13 protein-coding genes are annotated in these 14,871 nt (G+C 68.8%); 5 read left to right on the top strand and 8 right to left on the bottom strand.

Annotated elements, in window-relative coordinates; all coding sequences use genetic code 11:
• Positions 1 to 251: 251 nt before the first annotated feature.
• Both B0F77_RS22385 and B0F77_RS22380 read right to left on the bottom strand, forming a co-directional pair.
• Positions 252 to 860 carry an alpha-ketoglutarate-dependent dioxygenase AlkB gene (locus tag B0F77_RS22385; protein ID WP_211293929.1) on the bottom strand — a complete coding sequence of 203 codons (609 nt, stop codon included), beginning with the start codon at positions 858 to 860 and terminating at the stop codon, positions 252 to 254.
• A gap of 26 nt (positions 861 to 886) precedes the next feature.
• Positions 887 to 1,426, bottom strand: a complete 540-nt coding sequence (locus B0F77_RS22380; RefSeq protein ID WP_158102789.1) for a TetR/AcrR family transcriptional regulator — start codon at positions 1,424 to 1,426, stop codon at positions 887 to 889.
• A gap of 49 nt (positions 1,427 to 1,475) precedes the next feature.
• Here B0F77_RS22380 and B0F77_RS22375 point away from each other — a divergent pair, with 49 nt between their 5' ends.
• Positions 1,476 to 3,074, top strand: coding sequence for an AMP-dependent synthetase/ligase (locus tag B0F77_RS22375; RefSeq protein ID WP_086664913.1), 1,599 nt, complete (start codon positions 1,476 to 1,478; stop codon positions 3,072 to 3,074).
• Positions 3,075 to 3,195: 121 nt separating this feature from the next.
• Here B0F77_RS22375 and B0F77_RS22370 read toward each other — a convergent pair whose 3' ends face one another.
• Entirely contained in the window at positions 3,196 to 3,912 is a 717-nt protein-coding gene (locus B0F77_RS22370; RefSeq protein WP_086664912.1) for a DUF2382 domain-containing protein, read from the bottom strand.
• A 132-nt stretch (positions 3,913 to 4,044) separates the two neighbouring features.
• Entirely contained in the window at positions 4,045 to 4,770 is a 726-nt protein-coding gene (locus B0F77_RS22365; protein ID WP_211293930.1) for an SDR family oxidoreductase, read from the bottom strand.
• A gap of 84 nt (positions 4,771 to 4,854) precedes the next feature.
• Here B0F77_RS22365 and B0F77_RS22360 point away from each other — a divergent pair, with 84 nt between their 5' ends.
• Positions 4,855 to 5,721: a LysR family transcriptional regulator gene (locus B0F77_RS22360; protein ID WP_086664911.1), complete on the top strand. Its 867-nt coding sequence runs from the start codon at positions 4,855 to 4,857 to the stop codon at positions 5,719 to 5,721.
• On the opposite strand, the gene ilvD is transcribed toward B0F77_RS22360, so the two are convergent.
• The 4 genes from ilvD to B0F77_RS22340 form a co-directional block, all read right to left on the bottom strand.
• A complete protein-coding gene (gene ilvD, locus B0F77_RS22355; RefSeq protein WP_086664910.1) occupies positions 5,698 to 7,386 on the bottom strand; it encodes a dihydroxy-acid dehydratase in 1,689 nt (562 codons plus the stop codon). The genes B0F77_RS22360 and ilvD overlap by 24 nt on opposite strands.
• A gap of 110 nt (positions 7,387 to 7,496) precedes the next feature.
• Positions 7,497 to 8,669, bottom strand: a complete 1,173-nt coding sequence (locus tag B0F77_RS22350) for an alginate lyase family protein (RefSeq protein ID WP_086664909.1) — start codon at positions 8,667 to 8,669, stop codon at positions 7,497 to 7,499.
• 156 nt (positions 8,670 to 8,825) lie between these two features.
• Complete coding sequence (locus tag B0F77_RS22345; RefSeq protein WP_086664908.1) at positions 8,826 to 10,283, bottom strand: DUF1996 domain-containing protein; 1,458 nt, start codon at positions 10,281 to 10,283, stop codon at positions 8,826 to 8,828.
• Positions 10,284 to 10,373: 90 nt separating this feature from the next.
• A complete protein-coding gene (locus B0F77_RS22340) occupies positions 10,374 to 11,279 on the bottom strand; it encodes a DUF4142 domain-containing protein (RefSeq protein WP_086664907.1) in 906 nt (301 codons plus the stop codon).
• A 152-nt stretch (positions 11,280 to 11,431) separates the two neighbouring features.
• On the opposite strand from B0F77_RS22340, the gene B0F77_RS22335 reads away from it, so the two are divergent.
• From B0F77_RS22335 to B0F77_RS22325, 3 genes are all read left to right on the top strand, one after another.
• Entirely contained in the window at positions 11,432 to 12,190 is a 759-nt protein-coding gene (locus B0F77_RS22335) for an SGNH/GDSL hydrolase family protein (RefSeq protein ID WP_086664915.1), read from the top strand.
• A gap of 171 nt (positions 12,191 to 12,361) precedes the next feature.
• On the top strand, positions 12,362 to 13,762 hold the full coding sequence (locus B0F77_RS22330) for an ABC transporter substrate-binding protein (RefSeq protein WP_086664906.1): 1,401 nt from the start codon (positions 12,362 to 12,364) through the stop codon (positions 13,760 to 13,762).
• 43 nt (positions 13,763 to 13,805) lie between these two features.
• On the top strand, positions 13,806 to 14,871 hold a 1,066-nt coding region (locus tag B0F77_RS22325; protein ID WP_143466849.1), incomplete at its 3' end, for a branched-chain amino acid ABC transporter permease.

Here is a 14,871-nt window from a genome sequence, read left to right as displayed (position 1 = left end):
GCAGACGTGTGTCGGTGCGCGCATGGCCACTACCAGCGCAGTTGGTGGTAGTTGAGGTGATCTGCAATCGATTACATCGGCTCGTAACTACAACCAACTTGCAGGTGCGGCATCGTGAGAGCGCGACCACCGGGGTCGCCTGTGCCCGCTGTCGCGCAAGTCCGTCCCTCCGGACCCGACAAAGCACTACTAGCGCCGCGACCGGCAACCTTCGCCGCGTCTTCCGGCGCTCAGCAGGGCGCCTCGCGGCACTAGCGCACGCCGTGCGGGCGGAACTGGATGCTGATGCGGGGGCCCACGACCTTGGTGGTCTTGGGGATGGCGTGTTCCCAGGTGCGTTGGCAGGAGCCGCCCATCACCAGCAGGTCGCCGTGGCCCAGGGCGTACTTGTGGGTTTCGCCGCCGCCGCGTGGGCGCAGCAGCAGAGCGCGGGGCGTGCCGACGGACAGGATGGCGACCATCGTGTCCTCGGTCTGGCCGCGGCCGATGGTGTCGCCGTGCCACGCCACGCTGTCGCGGCCGTCGCGGTAGTAGCAGAGGCCCGCGGTGGTGAACGGCTCGCCGAGTTCCGGCAGGTAGTGCCTGGACAGGGTGGTGCGGGCGGTGGTCAGGACGTCGAACGGCAACGCGCCGCTGTAGAAGCAGAGCAGGCGGGGGACGTCGACCACGTTGTCGTACATCTGGCGGCGTTCGGCTCGCCACGGCACCGAGGTGACCAGCTCGTCGAACAACGCGTCGGCGCCGGAGAGCCAGCCCGGCTGGACGTCGATCCACGCGCCGTCGCTCAGCTGGGTGCGGCGTGGGGCGAGCGAGGCCAGGGCCGGCTCCGCCTCCAGGTCGAACAGTGATCCCTGGCGCATGGGCACAGCATAATCGAACATGTGTTCTAGGGCTTCAGGACGGCCCAGACGGCGTCGGCGATGTGGTCGCGGGCTTCGGTCAGGTCGAAGACGCCCAGCAGGAAGCGGCGGACGGACTCGTGGGCCGGGCCCATGGCCACGGGTTCCAGGGCCCAGGGCGGGATCGAGCGCAGGTCGCCCGCGGCCATGCGGAAGAGGAACCACGTCAGGACAGGGGTGAACTCCGCCTGCTTGGCCGACGGGTCGGCGTGGTCGGGGGCGGCGTACAGGAAGCGGGCGCGGCTGGGGTTCGCGGTGACCCAGTCCAGGTAGTTCAGCGTCAGGGTCCGGACGCAGGCAGAGGCAGGGCCGGCGTTCAGGGCGGGGAGCATCGCGGCCACGCAGCGGGCGTAGCTGTCGGCGTAGAGCTGGGCGAACACGCCCGCGCGGCTGCCGAAGTGGTGGTAGATGCTGCCGTTCGACATGCCGGATCGCTCGGTCAGTGCTGCGATCGTCACGGCGTCCAGGCCGCCCTCCGTGACCAGCGCCAGTGCCGCGTCGAGGAGGGACTGTCTTCGGTCAGCCATGAGGGTTAGAGTACCGCTCTGGAGCAACGCTCCAGAGAAGGGGAGAGCAATGGCGCTGTCGATTCCCGACCTGCTGCGCGAGCGGGTCGCCCGCACGCCCGACGCGGAGGCCATGCGGTACCGCGGCACGAGCGGCTGGGAGTCGCTCACGTGGGCCGAGCTGCAGGAACGCGTGGCGAAGGAAGCCTTCGGGCTGCGCGCCCAGGGTCTCGGCAAGGGTGACCGGGTCGCGCTCATGGGCGGCACCAGCATCTCGTGGATCATCACCGACCTCGCCGTGCTCGCGGCCGGCGGCGCCACCACGACGATCTACCCGAACAGCACCAAGGCCGAGGTCGCGCACATCCTCAGCGACTCCGGCAGCCGAGTCGCGGTCGTGGAGACCGACGAGCACGCGAGCCTCGTGCCGGACGGCGTGCGGGTGCTGCGGTTCGGCGCGATTCCGCAGGGCGACGGCGACTACGACGCGTTGATCGGCGAACTGAGCAACGACGACCTCGCGACGTTGATCTACACGTCGGGTACGACCGGCACGCCCAAGGGCGTCGAGCTCACCCACGACAACTGGCTCACGACGTCGGAAGCCGTTGCGTCCCTTGGCATTCTGCAACCCACGGATCTGCACTTCCTGTGGCTGCCGCTGTCGCACGCGTTCGGCAAGGTGCTGACGATGGCGATGATCGCCGCGGGCGTGCCGACCGCCGTCGACGGCAAGGTCGAGCGGATCGTCGACAACCTCGGCGAGCTCAGGCCGTCGATCGTGGCCGCCGCGCCGCGCATCTTCGAGAAGATCCACGGGCGGATCGTCGCGGGTGCGCGGGAGAAGGGCGGGCTCACCGAGAAGATCTTCCGGTGGGCCGACCGCGAGCACGGCCCCGCGACGCACTGGCTCGCGGATCGGTTGGTGTACCGCAAGTTGCGCGAGCGCGTCGGCGGGCGGATCCGGTACTTCGTGTCGGGTTCGGCGCCGCTCGCGCGAGAGATCGCGGAGTTCTTCAATCGCGCCGGCATCACGATCCTGGAGGGCTACGGGCTCACCGAGTCGTCCGCGGGGACGTTCTTCAACCGGCCCGGCATGATCCGGATCGGCACGGTCGGGCCGCCGATCCCCGGCATGAAGGTGAAGATCGCGGACGACGGCGAGGTCCTGCTCTCCGGACCCGGTGTCATGCGCGGCTACCACAACCGGCCGGACGCCACGGCCGAGACGCTGGTCGACGGCTGGCTGCACACCGGCGACATCGGCGAGCTCGACGAGGCGGGACGGTTGAGGATCACCGACCGCAAGAAGGAACTGATCAAGACCTCGGGTGGCAAGTACGTGGCGCCCACCCGGATCGAGAGCATGATCAACGCGGCGTCGCCGTACATCAGCAACGTGATCGTGCACGGCGACCGCCGCAAGTACTGCGTCGCGCTCGTGACGCTCGACCCGGACACCGCGAGCGGCCTCGCGAACGCGGACGAAGAGGTCGAGAACGCGATCAAGACGGTCAACGCCCAGCTCGCCCGGCACGAGACGATCAAGCGCTTCGCCGTGCTGGAGCACGACTTCAGCGTCGAGGACGGGTTGCTGACCGCGTCGCTGAAGCCGCGCCGCCGCGAGATCGAGAAGCGCTACGCCGAGGTGCTGGACGGCCTGTACTAGTGGCGTGTCGCGGCTTAGTTCTGGCGCTTGCCCCGTCGATGAAGGGACCCTTCATCGACCTGAGGTGGATGAAGGGACCCTTCATCCACAACCGGGAGCACAACTAGGCCGCGACAACCCACTAGCGCCGTTTTTCGTCGCGCTCGACGTCGACTCGTTCCTTGCGGACGTCGCCCTTGACGTTGCGCTGCTCCGTGACCGCGTCCTTCTCCAGCCGCACCCGCTCCACGGCCTCCGTGCGCTTCCGCACCACCGGTTCCTCGCGGTGCAGGGTGACCTCCGCCTGTTCGTCGGCGAACGCCCTGCCCGCGTCGCCCTTCGCGGGCTCGCGCACGACCCGGACCTCCTCGTGCGTCACGGGAACGGAGACGTTGCGCTGCTCGGTGACCGTGTGCTTGACCAGCCGCACCCTGCCCGTCTCGACGTTGCGGGTGCCGACGTCGAGCTTCTCCTCCGAGAGCGTCACCTCGGCCGCGTCACCGCGCTCGCCCTGAAGCCGGTCGTGCTCACCGGTCTTGGCCCGCGGGATCATCCCGTAGTGCCGGTAGAGCGCCTCCTGCTCCTCGTCCGACATGTGGTCGTCCGCGACGTGCACGCTCGGCGCGTCCTTCACCTGCTCCTTGGCGACGGGGACGGTGATCGCGCCACCCGCCACGTGGCCCTGCCGGATCGGGACGAAGCTCTCCTTCATCCCGAACAGTCCGGTGTGGACCTCGGCCCACATCGGCGCACCGGTGCCGTCGTCGAGCCAGACCTGTTTGACGGAACCGATCTTCTCGCCCTTGTTGTCGATCACGTCGCAGTCGTACAGAGCCTCAACGTGCGTCTGATCGATCATCGTGCTGTCCTCCCGTGTCGGCTGTCCGCTTGCCCACGCGAGGTACCCGCCGCCGCGGGAGCGATCGCAGGTGCCCACCGACCAGGTGACCGTGCCCGCACAGCAGGTTCAGCCGATCAGGCGACGCTGCCTTCACCAGGGAACGACGCCGTCGTCGTCGAAGAAGCGGCCGCGCGGACCGTCGTCCGGGAGGGTGGCGAGCCGGATGGCGATCGCGGCACCCTGCTCGGGTGTCCGCAGACCCGCGAAGCCGGTGAAGTCGGTCGCGACGTAACCCGGGCAGCAGGCGTTCACGATGATGCCGGTGTCCGCGAGCCCGCGCGCGTACTGGACGGTGAGGCTGTTGAGCATCGACTTCGACGGCGCGTAGGCGGCCATGATCGGACCGGTCCGCAGGGCCAGCGAGCCCATGTTGCTCGAGACGTTGACGATGCGGGGCGACGTCGCGCGGCGGAGCAGGGGGAGCAGTGCGTTCGTCACCCGGACGACGCCGAACACGTTCGTGTCGAGAACCGTGCGGACGACGTCGAGGTCGAGCGTCGCCGGATCCTGGGCGCCGCCGTCGGTCCGGCCTCCGATGCCCGCGTTGTTGACGAGGACGTCGAGCCTTCCAGCCGTCTGTTCGATGGTGGCCGCTGCCGCGGTGACGCTGTCGTCGGAGGTGACGTCGACGGCGACTCGGAAAGCATCGAATCCCTTGGTGCGCAGCCGTCCGACGGCTTCCTCGCACCGGACGTCGTCGCGTGCGCCCACCGCGACCGTGAAACCGAGCGCTCCGAGGCCCTCTGCGATGGCGAAACCGATTCCCTTGTTCGCGCCGGTGACCAGCGCGATCTTCTTGTCCTTCACCTGACCCATGCTCGGTGCGGCACGCACTCGCTGTCCAAGATCGATTCAGTGGGCTCTGATACTCGGTGGGTATCAACGCGTAGGCTCAGTCCGGTGGCCGACCTCGAGACCCGCGAGCTCAGGTACTTCGTCGCTGTCGCGGAAGAACTGCACTTCGGACGCGCGGCCGCACGGCTCGGCATCGCCCAACCGCCGCTCTCGCGCGCGATTCGCCGGCTCGAACACCGGCTCGGCGTCCAGTTGCTGGACCGGGACCGCCGCGGCGCGGCGCTCACGGACGCCGGCCGGGTGCTTCTCGCCGAGGCCAGGACCGCACTGGACGCCGTCGCGGCCGCCGAGCGCCGGACGCGCCGTGCCGGGGATCCGTTGCGGCCACTGGTGCTCGTCACGAAGGCAGGGGCCTCCCACCAGCTGCTGCGGCGGCTCCTCGACGGGCTGGCGAGCGAACCCGGTGCGCCACCGGTCGAGGTGCTGCTGTGCGAGGTCGGCGAGCAGGCACACCGGCTGCGCGACGGGCAAGCCGACGTGGCGATCATGCATCGCCCGTACGACGACCTCGTCGGGTTCGACACCGCGGACCTCTGCGTCGAGGGCCAGGTCGCGATCCTTCCGGCGGCGCATCCGCTGGCGTCACGCGATCGGCTCACGCTGGCGGACGTCAGCGACGTGCCGGGCCTGCCGATCGCCCGCTGGCCCCGGCTCGACGGGACGTATCCCGACGGACCGGGGCCGGAGGTCCGCACCCAGTCGCAGCTCGCCCAGCTCGTGGCACTCGGCAAATGCCTGCTCGTCATTCCCGCGTCGAGCCGTGCCTGGCAGTGGCCGGAACACGTCGCGGTGACCGTCGCCGACGCGCCCGACGTCACCACGGTGCTCGCCTGGCCGCGGCACCGTCACTCCCCGGCGGTCGCCGCACTCGTGCGCGCGGCGGTCACGTCAGTCGCAGACCGCACCACGTGAGGCCGAGCCGACCAGCTTCGCGTACTTGGCCAGCACGCCGCGTTCGTAGCGGGGAGGCAGCGGTGCCCAGCCCTCGCGGCGGCTGTCCAGGTCGGCGTCCACGTCGAGGGTGCCCTTGGCGACGTTCAGCGTGATCTGGTCGCCGTCGCGCACGAACGCGATGGGGCCGCCGTCGACCGCCTCCGGCGCCACGTGCCCGACGCAGAGTCCAGTGGTGCCACCGGAGAACCGGCCGTCGGTGAGCAGCAGGACGTCCTTGCCGAGGCCCGCGCCCTTGATCGCCGCGGTGATGGCGAGCATCTCGCGCATGCCCGGCCCGCCCTTGGGGCCCTCGTAGCGGATCACCACGACGTCGCCGGCGGTGATCGTGCCGTCCTCCAGCGCGTCCATCGCGGCGCGCTCGCGGTCGAACACCCGCGCGGTGCCGGTGAAGACGTCCGAGTCGAAGCCCGCGGACTTGACCACGGCGCCGTCCGGGGCCAGCGAGCCCTTCAGGATCGTGATGCCGCCGGTGTGGTGGATCGGCTTGTCCAGTGCGCGCAGGACGAGACCGTCCGGGTCGGGCGGTGCGATGTCGGCGAGGTTCTCCGCGACCGTGCGTCCGGTGACGGTGAGGCAGTCGCCGTGCAGCAGCCCGGCGTCCAGCAGCGCCTTCATCACCACGGGCACGCCGCCGATGCGGTCGACGTCGGTCATCACGTGCCGCCCGAACGGCTTCACGTCGGCGAGGTGCGGCACGCGCGCACCGATGCGGCTGAAGTCGTCCAGGGACAGCTCGACGCCGGCCTCGTGCGCGATCGCGAGCAGGTGCAGCACGGCGTTGGTGGAGCCGCCGAACGCCATCACGACCGCGATCGCGTTCTCGAACGCCTCGCGCGTCATGATCTGCCGGGCGGTGATGCCCCGTCGCAGCATCTCGACCACGGCCTGGCCGGAGCGGCGCGCGAACCCGTCCCGCCGCCGGTCCGTCGCCGGGGGAGCGGCACTGCCGGGCAGGGACATGCCCAGGGCCTCCGCCGCGCTGGCCATGGTGTTCGCCGTGTACATGCCGCCGCACGCGCCCTCACCGGGGCAGATCGCGCGCTCGATCAGGTCGACGTCCTCGCGGCTCATCAACCCCCTGGAACACGCTCCGACGGCCTCGAAGGCGTCGATGATCGTGACTTCCTTCTCGGTGCCGTCGGTCAGCGTGACCCGGCCCGGCAGGATCGACCCGGCGTAGAGGAACACGCTCGCCAGGTCGAGCCGTGCCGCCGCCATCAGCATGCCCGGCAACGACTTGTCGCAGCCCGCCAGCAACACGGAGCCGTCCAGCCGCTCGGCCTGCATCACGGTCTCGACGCTGTCCGCGATCACCTCGCGCGACACCAGCGAGAAGTGCATGCCCTCGTGGCCCATCGAAATGCCGTCCGACACGGAGATCGTGCCGAACTCCAGCGGATACCCGCCCGCCGCGTGCACGCCGTCCTTGGACGCCTTCGCGAGGCGGTCCAGCGACAGGTTGCACGGCGTGATCTCGTTCCACGACGAGGCGACGCCGATCTGCGGCTTCTCCCAGTCCTCGTCGCCCATGCCGACGGCCCGGAGCATGCCGCGCGCGGCGGTGCGCTCCAGGCCGTCGGTCACGTCGCGGCTGCGTGGCTTCACGTCCGGTGTCTCGGTCATGAGCGCACGCTAGCGCCTGTATCGAGGTCAGGTTCGATGAGAGTCGCGCCTGAGGCCGCCTCAGGCCCGGCTATCGCGAACATGGACCTCGATACAGGCGCTAGTACCTCCTAGGCCGGATTCGCCGCGTGAGTCAGCGTTTCCCAGGCGACGAACAGGTTGTTCGTCCCCTGTGGACGCATGCCTTCGGTGTAGCGCTGGGTGTTCGCCATCGCGATGCCCAGCCTGGTGCTCAGCGCGTTGAACGACACCTCGGACGTCGGCCCGAGGCTCTGGCTGAACGACCCGCCGCACAGCCACGACGGCACCGGCTCGCCGTTCTGGTACTTGGTGTGCAGACCCCACGCGTGGCGCATGCGGTCCTTGATCTCACCCCAGATGTCCTGGCCCTGGTGCCGCGCGGTCTCGGCGAGGTGCGCGGCCGCGGCGAGTCCGTAGCCGGTGTGCGTGAAGTCGCGGCAGGTCTCCTGGGAGAGCCCGTCGACGAACGTGGACTGGTTCTGCCAGTAGGAGATGATCTCCGCGCGGGTGTCGATGCCACTGCCCGGCGGCGTCTTCGGCAGCGACCCGTCGGTGGCCAGGTAGACGTAGGCGGGCATGCGCGTCCGGAAGATGCCGATGGCCTTGTCGTAGACGGCGCGGTCCTCCAGGAACACCGCGATGCCGATCGACGCTTCCATCATGCTGAGTTCCCAGTTGCCGTTGGTGTTCGCGCGGCCGTTCTGGATCTCTGGCAGGTAGACGTCGCGCAGCATCGTGCCGAACCTGGCTGAGTTCGGCCAGGTCCCGTGGACGTGCTTGATGATCTCCGCGGCCTTCGGCCAGCTGCTGGCCGACCAGGCGGTCTGCAGCGGGGCGTTCGAGTTGGTGTGGTCGCGGATCGTGGCCGACCAGGCGTCCATGATCTGGATGGCCTTGGTCGCGTACCTGTTGTCACGCGTGATGTACCAGGCCAGGGACAGGGTGTAGGCGGCGATGGCGTCTTCGCGCTCGTCGGTGCAGCCGTAGTTCGGGTTGCTGTAGGGACCGCATTCCACGACAGCGCGCGGTTTCGGCGTGCGGTTCAGGTCGGCGTACTTGGACGCCATCATGCGGTCGTAGGCGAGCTTCCACGGCTGGGCGCCGGCTTGGACCTTGGCGCGCACGAAGTCCAGCTGTGGACGGGAGACGACGACTCCCGGATGGACGAACGTCGCCGGCGCCGCCGTGGCGGCCGGGCCGGCGACCGGGACCAGTAGAGATGCGAGCAGTGCGATCAGCACCGCGCAGGAACGGGTGACCATGAGGCCAGTGTTAGTGGTCTATACCTTTGCGGTCAATCATCCCGGTCCAGGATTCACGTCGGTGAACCCGGACGACGAGAATCCCCCGGTGCGCGGGAGGTGCACCGGGGGATTCTCGCTCGTTCGGAAGTGAGTCAGAACTGGATCAGAACTGAGTCACTCCTTGCACTTCTTGCCCGTGTTCACGCAGTTGACCAGGCGGTTCATGATCTGCTGCGACATCACGTTCGCGAAGTCGTCGTGGTCGGTGATCGGGTTGTGCTCCTCCTCCGGGAAGGAGTCCACCTTGTACTGCCCCTTCTCCTGGATGTCCCTGGGAATGTTGTAGGTCAGGGAGATCCGCAGCTGCGGCACGGCCTTGAAGCCCTTCGGGCACTTGCCGGAGTTCTTGTCCGGGAAGAGGATGTGCTCGCGGTGCTTCTCGGAGTCGATGTTCTTGCCGTCCCAGCAGCTCGGGAAGTCGTGGATGCGCTTGACCTTCGAGCCCTGCGGGCAGATCGGGTACTTGGCGAGCTGGACCTTGTCCTCGAAGCCGGTGCAGGTCCACGAGTCGCGGGCGTTCTTCGGGCCGTTCTGGCCGGCCTTGGCGTCGCCGTACAGGATGCGCAGGAACTTCGGCATCGCGACGACCTTGCCGACCGGCGAACCGCGGAACTGGAGCTCGGCGACCTCGGGACGCTGGATCTCGCCGTCGTTGCCTTCGAGCTCGAGCTTGTCGTTCTCTTCCTTGTTGTTCTGGTTCTTCTTGTTCTCGACGCCCTCGGCCTGGGCCGCGTCGTTGTTCTCGGCGCCGTTCTCGGCCTTGGAGGCCTGGCCGGCTTCCTTGACCTTGCAGGCGGCGGCCGGGTTCAGGTCCGGAGCCTGCTTGCCCTGACGGCTGAAGGCCAGCATCATCCGGTTCAGGATGGCGGCGCGCTTCTCCCGCGTCGGGCCGACGATGATGTTGTCGACGTCCTGCGCCTTGACCTGCTCGAGCCGCTTCTCGGCCTCGTCGGTCACCTTCTCGATGTTCGCGAGTTCCTTGTCGATCTCCGCCTGGGCGGCGTCCGGCACGTCCTCGGGGAGCAGGGAGGCGACGTCGGGGCACTCGAGGCGGGCCGCGGCCTTGTCGGCCTTGTCCTTGTCCTGCTGTGCCTTGTCGTCCTTCTTCGGCGGCTGCTTGGCCGGCTCTTCCTCGTCCTCCGTGTCGATGCGGACGACGGGCCAGAAGTAGGCGGACTTGTCACCGTTCTTGCAGGTCGTGCCGGCCTTCTGCAGTGACTTGTTGTTCGAGTCCGCGTTCGTGGACAGGTTGCCGACGTAGTCGTGCAGGTGCTGGGCACCATTGCGGACACCGGGCTGCGCGATGAAGTTGTCCGGGTTGAAGTGCCCGTTCTCGTTCCGGCCGCAGTCGACCGTGAAGGTACCCGTGGTGGCGCCTTGCTGTGCTTTTGGTTTCTTGACGTTCGGCTTCACCTTGGTGATGTCGACGAAGGAGTTCTTGTCCGCCCCGTCGGCGAGCGCGGCGCCATCAGAAGAACTGATGGCCACCACCGCGGCACCGCCAGCGACCAGCGCCATCGCCGCTGCGGCGGCGGTCAGCCAGATCGTGGATTTCCTACGGTGAAAAGCCATTTGCCACCTCGTGTAGTCCGATAAAACGGCATGGTGAAGCTGACGGCGGTTAGAGCCGTGTTGTTCGGGTTGAACTTCGGTGTGCGGTTTTTAGTACGAGCGAGAGCCTCGTCGAGATTTCTTCTTCGACCGGGAAATCATTCTCATCCCCACCAGTGCGAGTGCGAGCACGGCGATCGCTCCGAAGAAGACACCGTTGTTGTCCCCGAACACGCCTTGCTCGGCGGTGCGGGTGAACTTGGTGCCCTCCGGCACGGTCGGGACCACGCCGTCGGTGGGGTTGGCGGACGCGTCCGCGTTGTCGGTCGCGTTGTCCCCGGTCGGCTCCTGCGCCCCGGAAGCGGGCGCCGGGGGAGCGAGTGGCTGGGGGGACTCCAGTGAGGCGAAGTCGACCTTGCCGGTCTCCTCGAGCACCTTCATGTGGTCGAAGACGGTGATCATCGCCTGCGTGGCGAGGATGCGGACGAGTTCGTTCTTGGTGCCCGCTCGCATCTGCGCGGCGAAGGCGTAGACCTTGCCGTGTGCCGCGCGGAGCCGGTTGGCGAAGACAGCGTCGAACTCGTCGCCGTTCGCCGCGTCCATCTCGGCGAGCCAGCCCTTCTGCTCGTCGGAGGCCTCCGTGGGCAACGTGTGGCCGAGCAGTACGCCCGCCCGGTTCACCACGTTGTCCAGCAGCGTGTGCCCCTCGATGAGGTGCTTGCAGGCTTCCTGGATCTTGGGTTGGTCCGCCCGCTTGGCCTTGCCCTTCTCGCCGGCGGGCTTCTCCCACAGCCCGGCCTGCTTGACCCGGTTCAGAAAGTCCCGGTCGGCGGGCCCGATGGGCCCCCACTGCGTCTGCACGACCTCGTCGCCCGTCCCGGCGCTACCGGGGACAGGGGTCGAGATCGGCGTCGACGGAGTGGTGGGCTGGCCTGTCGCGCTCCCGGTGTTGAGCAGCACGGCCAGCGCACAGCCAGCCAGCGCGACCAACAGTCGCGTCAGCTTTGCCAAGTCCATGGGGAGTCGCACGACGGGGGATACGGCCAGCAATGGGACCGCGCCTCAGTTCGAGACACCGCCGTTATCGAACCGTTATCGAGCGCGGCGCAACCAGTCGCTACCCGGCCTCGAATGCACGGCCCTCACCTGCACGACTTAGGGTCGTGAGCATGAGCAAGCGTTTTGTGGCGTTGGGAGACTCGTTCACCGAGGGAGTGGGCGATGACGACGCCGGACGTCCGAACGGAGTGCGCGGCTGGGCGGATCGCGTGGCCGACGTTCTGGGGGCCGCCGATCCCGAGTTCACCTACGCCAACCTGGCGGTGCGCGGTCGGTTGCTGCCGCAGGTGCTCGACGAACAGCTTGAGCGCGCTCTCGCGATGAAGCCCGACCTGGTCTCGCTCTACGCGGGTGGGAACGATCTCATGCGGCCGAAGGTGGACATCGACGCGTTGATGCGCCGGTACCGCGCGGCCGTCGCGCGCGCGGACAAGGCGGGCGCGCGCGTCATCCTCTTCACCGGCGTGGACGGTGCCGACGACCCGGTGTTCCGCAAGATGCGTGGTCGCGTGGCCATCTACAACGAACACGTGCGCGCGATCGCCGCCGAGTTCTCGTGCGTCCTGGTCGACATGTGGGCGATGCGCCAGCTGCGTGACCGTCGCATGTGGTCGGCGGACCGGCTGCACCTCAACTCGCTCGGGCACACCGAGGTCGCCATTTCGGTGCTCGACGGCCTTGGTGTCTCGCACGACCTCACGCGCGCGGTTCTCGGGGTCGCGCCCCTGGTCGACCGGAGGGCCCGGCGGGCGGAGGACATGAGGTGGGCCCGCGAGCACGTCGTGCCGTGGGTGATGCGCCGGCTGCGCGGTGAGTCGTCCGGTGACGTGATCCGGCCGCGCCGCCCCGAACTGCTGCCGCCTGGGTAGAACGTGTTCCTCAGGGCGGCTCGGTCTAACGAGGCAAGTCCGCTTTGGTGACGGTTTTTCCAGGGATTCTTTGCAGATAGAACGTGTTCTAAAATATGGGTGCTCCACCTGGGTGAAATCGCAGGTCGCAGGCTCGGGCTGGATTGATGCAGTGGCCTAGCGTCCGTTCGCATGCATCGCAGGACTGCGCTGATCGTTCTGGTGGTCTGCGCGTTGATCGCGGGGTGTGGGAGCAGGCTCACCGACGAGCAACGCGCGGCACTCGTCGTGCCTCAGGGCGGGTCGGCGGGGACTCAGGACGGCCCGGTGACCGGCGAGGACGGCGCGGTGCCTGGCTCCGACGGCACCGCGAGCCAGCCGGGTGCGAACAACCCCCAGCAGCCGAACAAGCAGCCGAACCCGCCCGGCAGCATCGCGGGCGCCTGCCAGGGCACCGGCGGCGCCACGGACAAGGGCGTCACCGCCGGCGAGATCACGATCGCCAACATCTCCGACATCAGCGGCCCGGTGCCGGGCATCTTCCAGTCGGCGCAGCAGGCGACCAAGGCGTTCGTCGAGTACTTCAACGCCACCCAGGGCGCGATCTGCGGCCGCAAGCTCAAGCTCGTCTCGTTCGACTCGCGCACCGACAGCGGCGGCGACCAGCAGGCCACCTCCCAGGCCTGTGAACAGGCGTTCGCGCTGGTCGGGTCGATGTCGGCGTTCGACCAGGGCGGCGGGCCCGCCGCGGCCGGGTGCGGCATCCCGGACCTGCGGGCCTCGACCGTCACCGCGCAACGGCAGCGCACCGCGGTCAGCTTCGGCGTCGCGTCCAACGTGGTGAACCTGGTGTCGACGGCCGGGCCCGACCTGGTCAAGTCGAGCTTCCCCGGCGCCATCGGCAGTGCCGCCTACCTCTACCTGAACGCGGACGCGAGCGCGCAGAACGCCAAGAGCATGCAGAAGGCCGCCGAGGCGCGCGGCATCAAGTTCGTCTACTCGCAGGCCATCGACATCACGGACGTCAACTACGCCCCGTACGTGGCCAAGCTGAAGGAGACCGGCACCAAGATCGTCTACTGGATCGGCTCCGGGCAGTACGCGGTCCGGTTGCAGCAGGCCATGCGGCAGCAGGGATACACGCCGGAAGCGTTCATCACCGACCCGTCCGCGTACGACCCGCAGTACATCCGGCAGGGCGGCGCGGCCGTCGACGGCACGGTCGTCTACACGAACGGCGCGCTGTTCGAGGAGTCCAACGCCCAGGTGGCGCTGTACAAGCAGTGGCTCGGGCGGGTAGCGCCGGGGGCGGCGCCGTCGTACTTCGGGATGTTCGCGTGGGCCGCGGCGCGGTTGTTCGTGCAGACGGCGGCGAAGGTGGGGCCGCAGCTCACCCGCAAGGCGATGCTCGACGCCGTCCGGCAGGTGCACGACTTCACCGCGGAGGGGATGGTCGCGCCGCAGGACGTCGGTGGCAAACGCACTTCGGCCTGCATGACGCTGGTGCGGTTGAAGGGCGGGGCGTGGTCGCGGCTCGCGCCGGCCTCGGGGTACTCGTGCGGGTCGTTGATCGACACGGGGGTGGGCGGATGACGGGAACGCTTGCCTGCCGGGTTTCCGGCACCGGGAGCGGCGTATGACCGCTCTCCTGGCCTACACCATCTTCGGCCTGGTCACCGGCGGGGCGTACGCCGTCGTCGCGGGCGGGCTCGTGCTGACCTACAGCACCTCCAAGGTGTTCAACGTCGGGCACGGCGCGATCGGCATGGTCATGGCGTTCCTCTACTGGGAGCTCGCGGAGAACCGCGGTCTGCCGCAGTGGCTGGCGTTGCTGATCGTCGTCGGCGTGTGCGCGCCGCTGTTCGGGCTGCTGATCGAACGGTTCATCATGCGCCGGCTCGCGGGCGCCCCGATCGGGATCACCCTGGTGGCCGGGGTCGGCGTGCTGGTCGGGTTGATCGGGGTGGCGCAGGTGATCTGGCCGCCGCAGGCCCGTCCCGTGCGGCCGTTCCTCGACCAGTTGGGAATCCACATCGGACAGTCGTTCGTCAGCGGGCACGACCTGGTGACGCTGGTCTGCGCGGTGCTGGTCGCAGGCGGGTTGTACGTGTTGCTGAACCGGACGCGGACCGGGCTCGCGATGCGGGCCTGTGTGGACGCTCCGGAGCTGGCCGCGCTGTACGGGACGCGGCCGCACCGGCTGTCGGCGCTGAGCTGGGCGATCGGGTCGGCGCTGGCGGCGTTGGGCGGGATCCTGCTGACACCGGTGGTGCAGCTGGACTACGTGACGATGACGCTGCTCGTGATCACCGCTTACACCGCGGCGCTGGTCGGACGGTTGCGGAGTCTGCCGTGGACGTTCGCGGGCGCTCTGGGGCTCGGGCTGGTGCAGTCGTACGCGGTGGCGTACCTGCCGTCGTCGCAGTTCTGGATCTCGTTCCGGGCGGCGATTCCGGCGTTGCTGCTGTTCGTCGTGCTGCTGGCGATGCCGCAGTCGCCGTTGCGGATCGGCGGGGTGCGGGGGTCGCGCGGGGTGGCGGTGCCGAGCGGGGTGGCCACCGGTGTCGGCGCGGGGCTGTTCGCGGGCGTGGTCGTTGTGCTGGCGCTGCTGGTGGACTCGGTGGTGGCCGGGCAGCTCGCGCTGGCGCTGGTGTTCGGGATCGTGCTGCTGTCGGTGGCGCTGCTCACCGGGTACGGCGGGG

The sequence above is a fragment of the Lentzea kentuckyensis genome (genome assembly GCF_002150765.1).
Taxonomy (GTDB): domain Bacteria; phylum Actinomycetota; class Actinomycetes; order Mycobacteriales; family Pseudonocardiaceae; genus Lentzea; species Lentzea kentuckyensis.
This window is presented reverse-complemented; position numbering and strand designations above follow the sequence as displayed.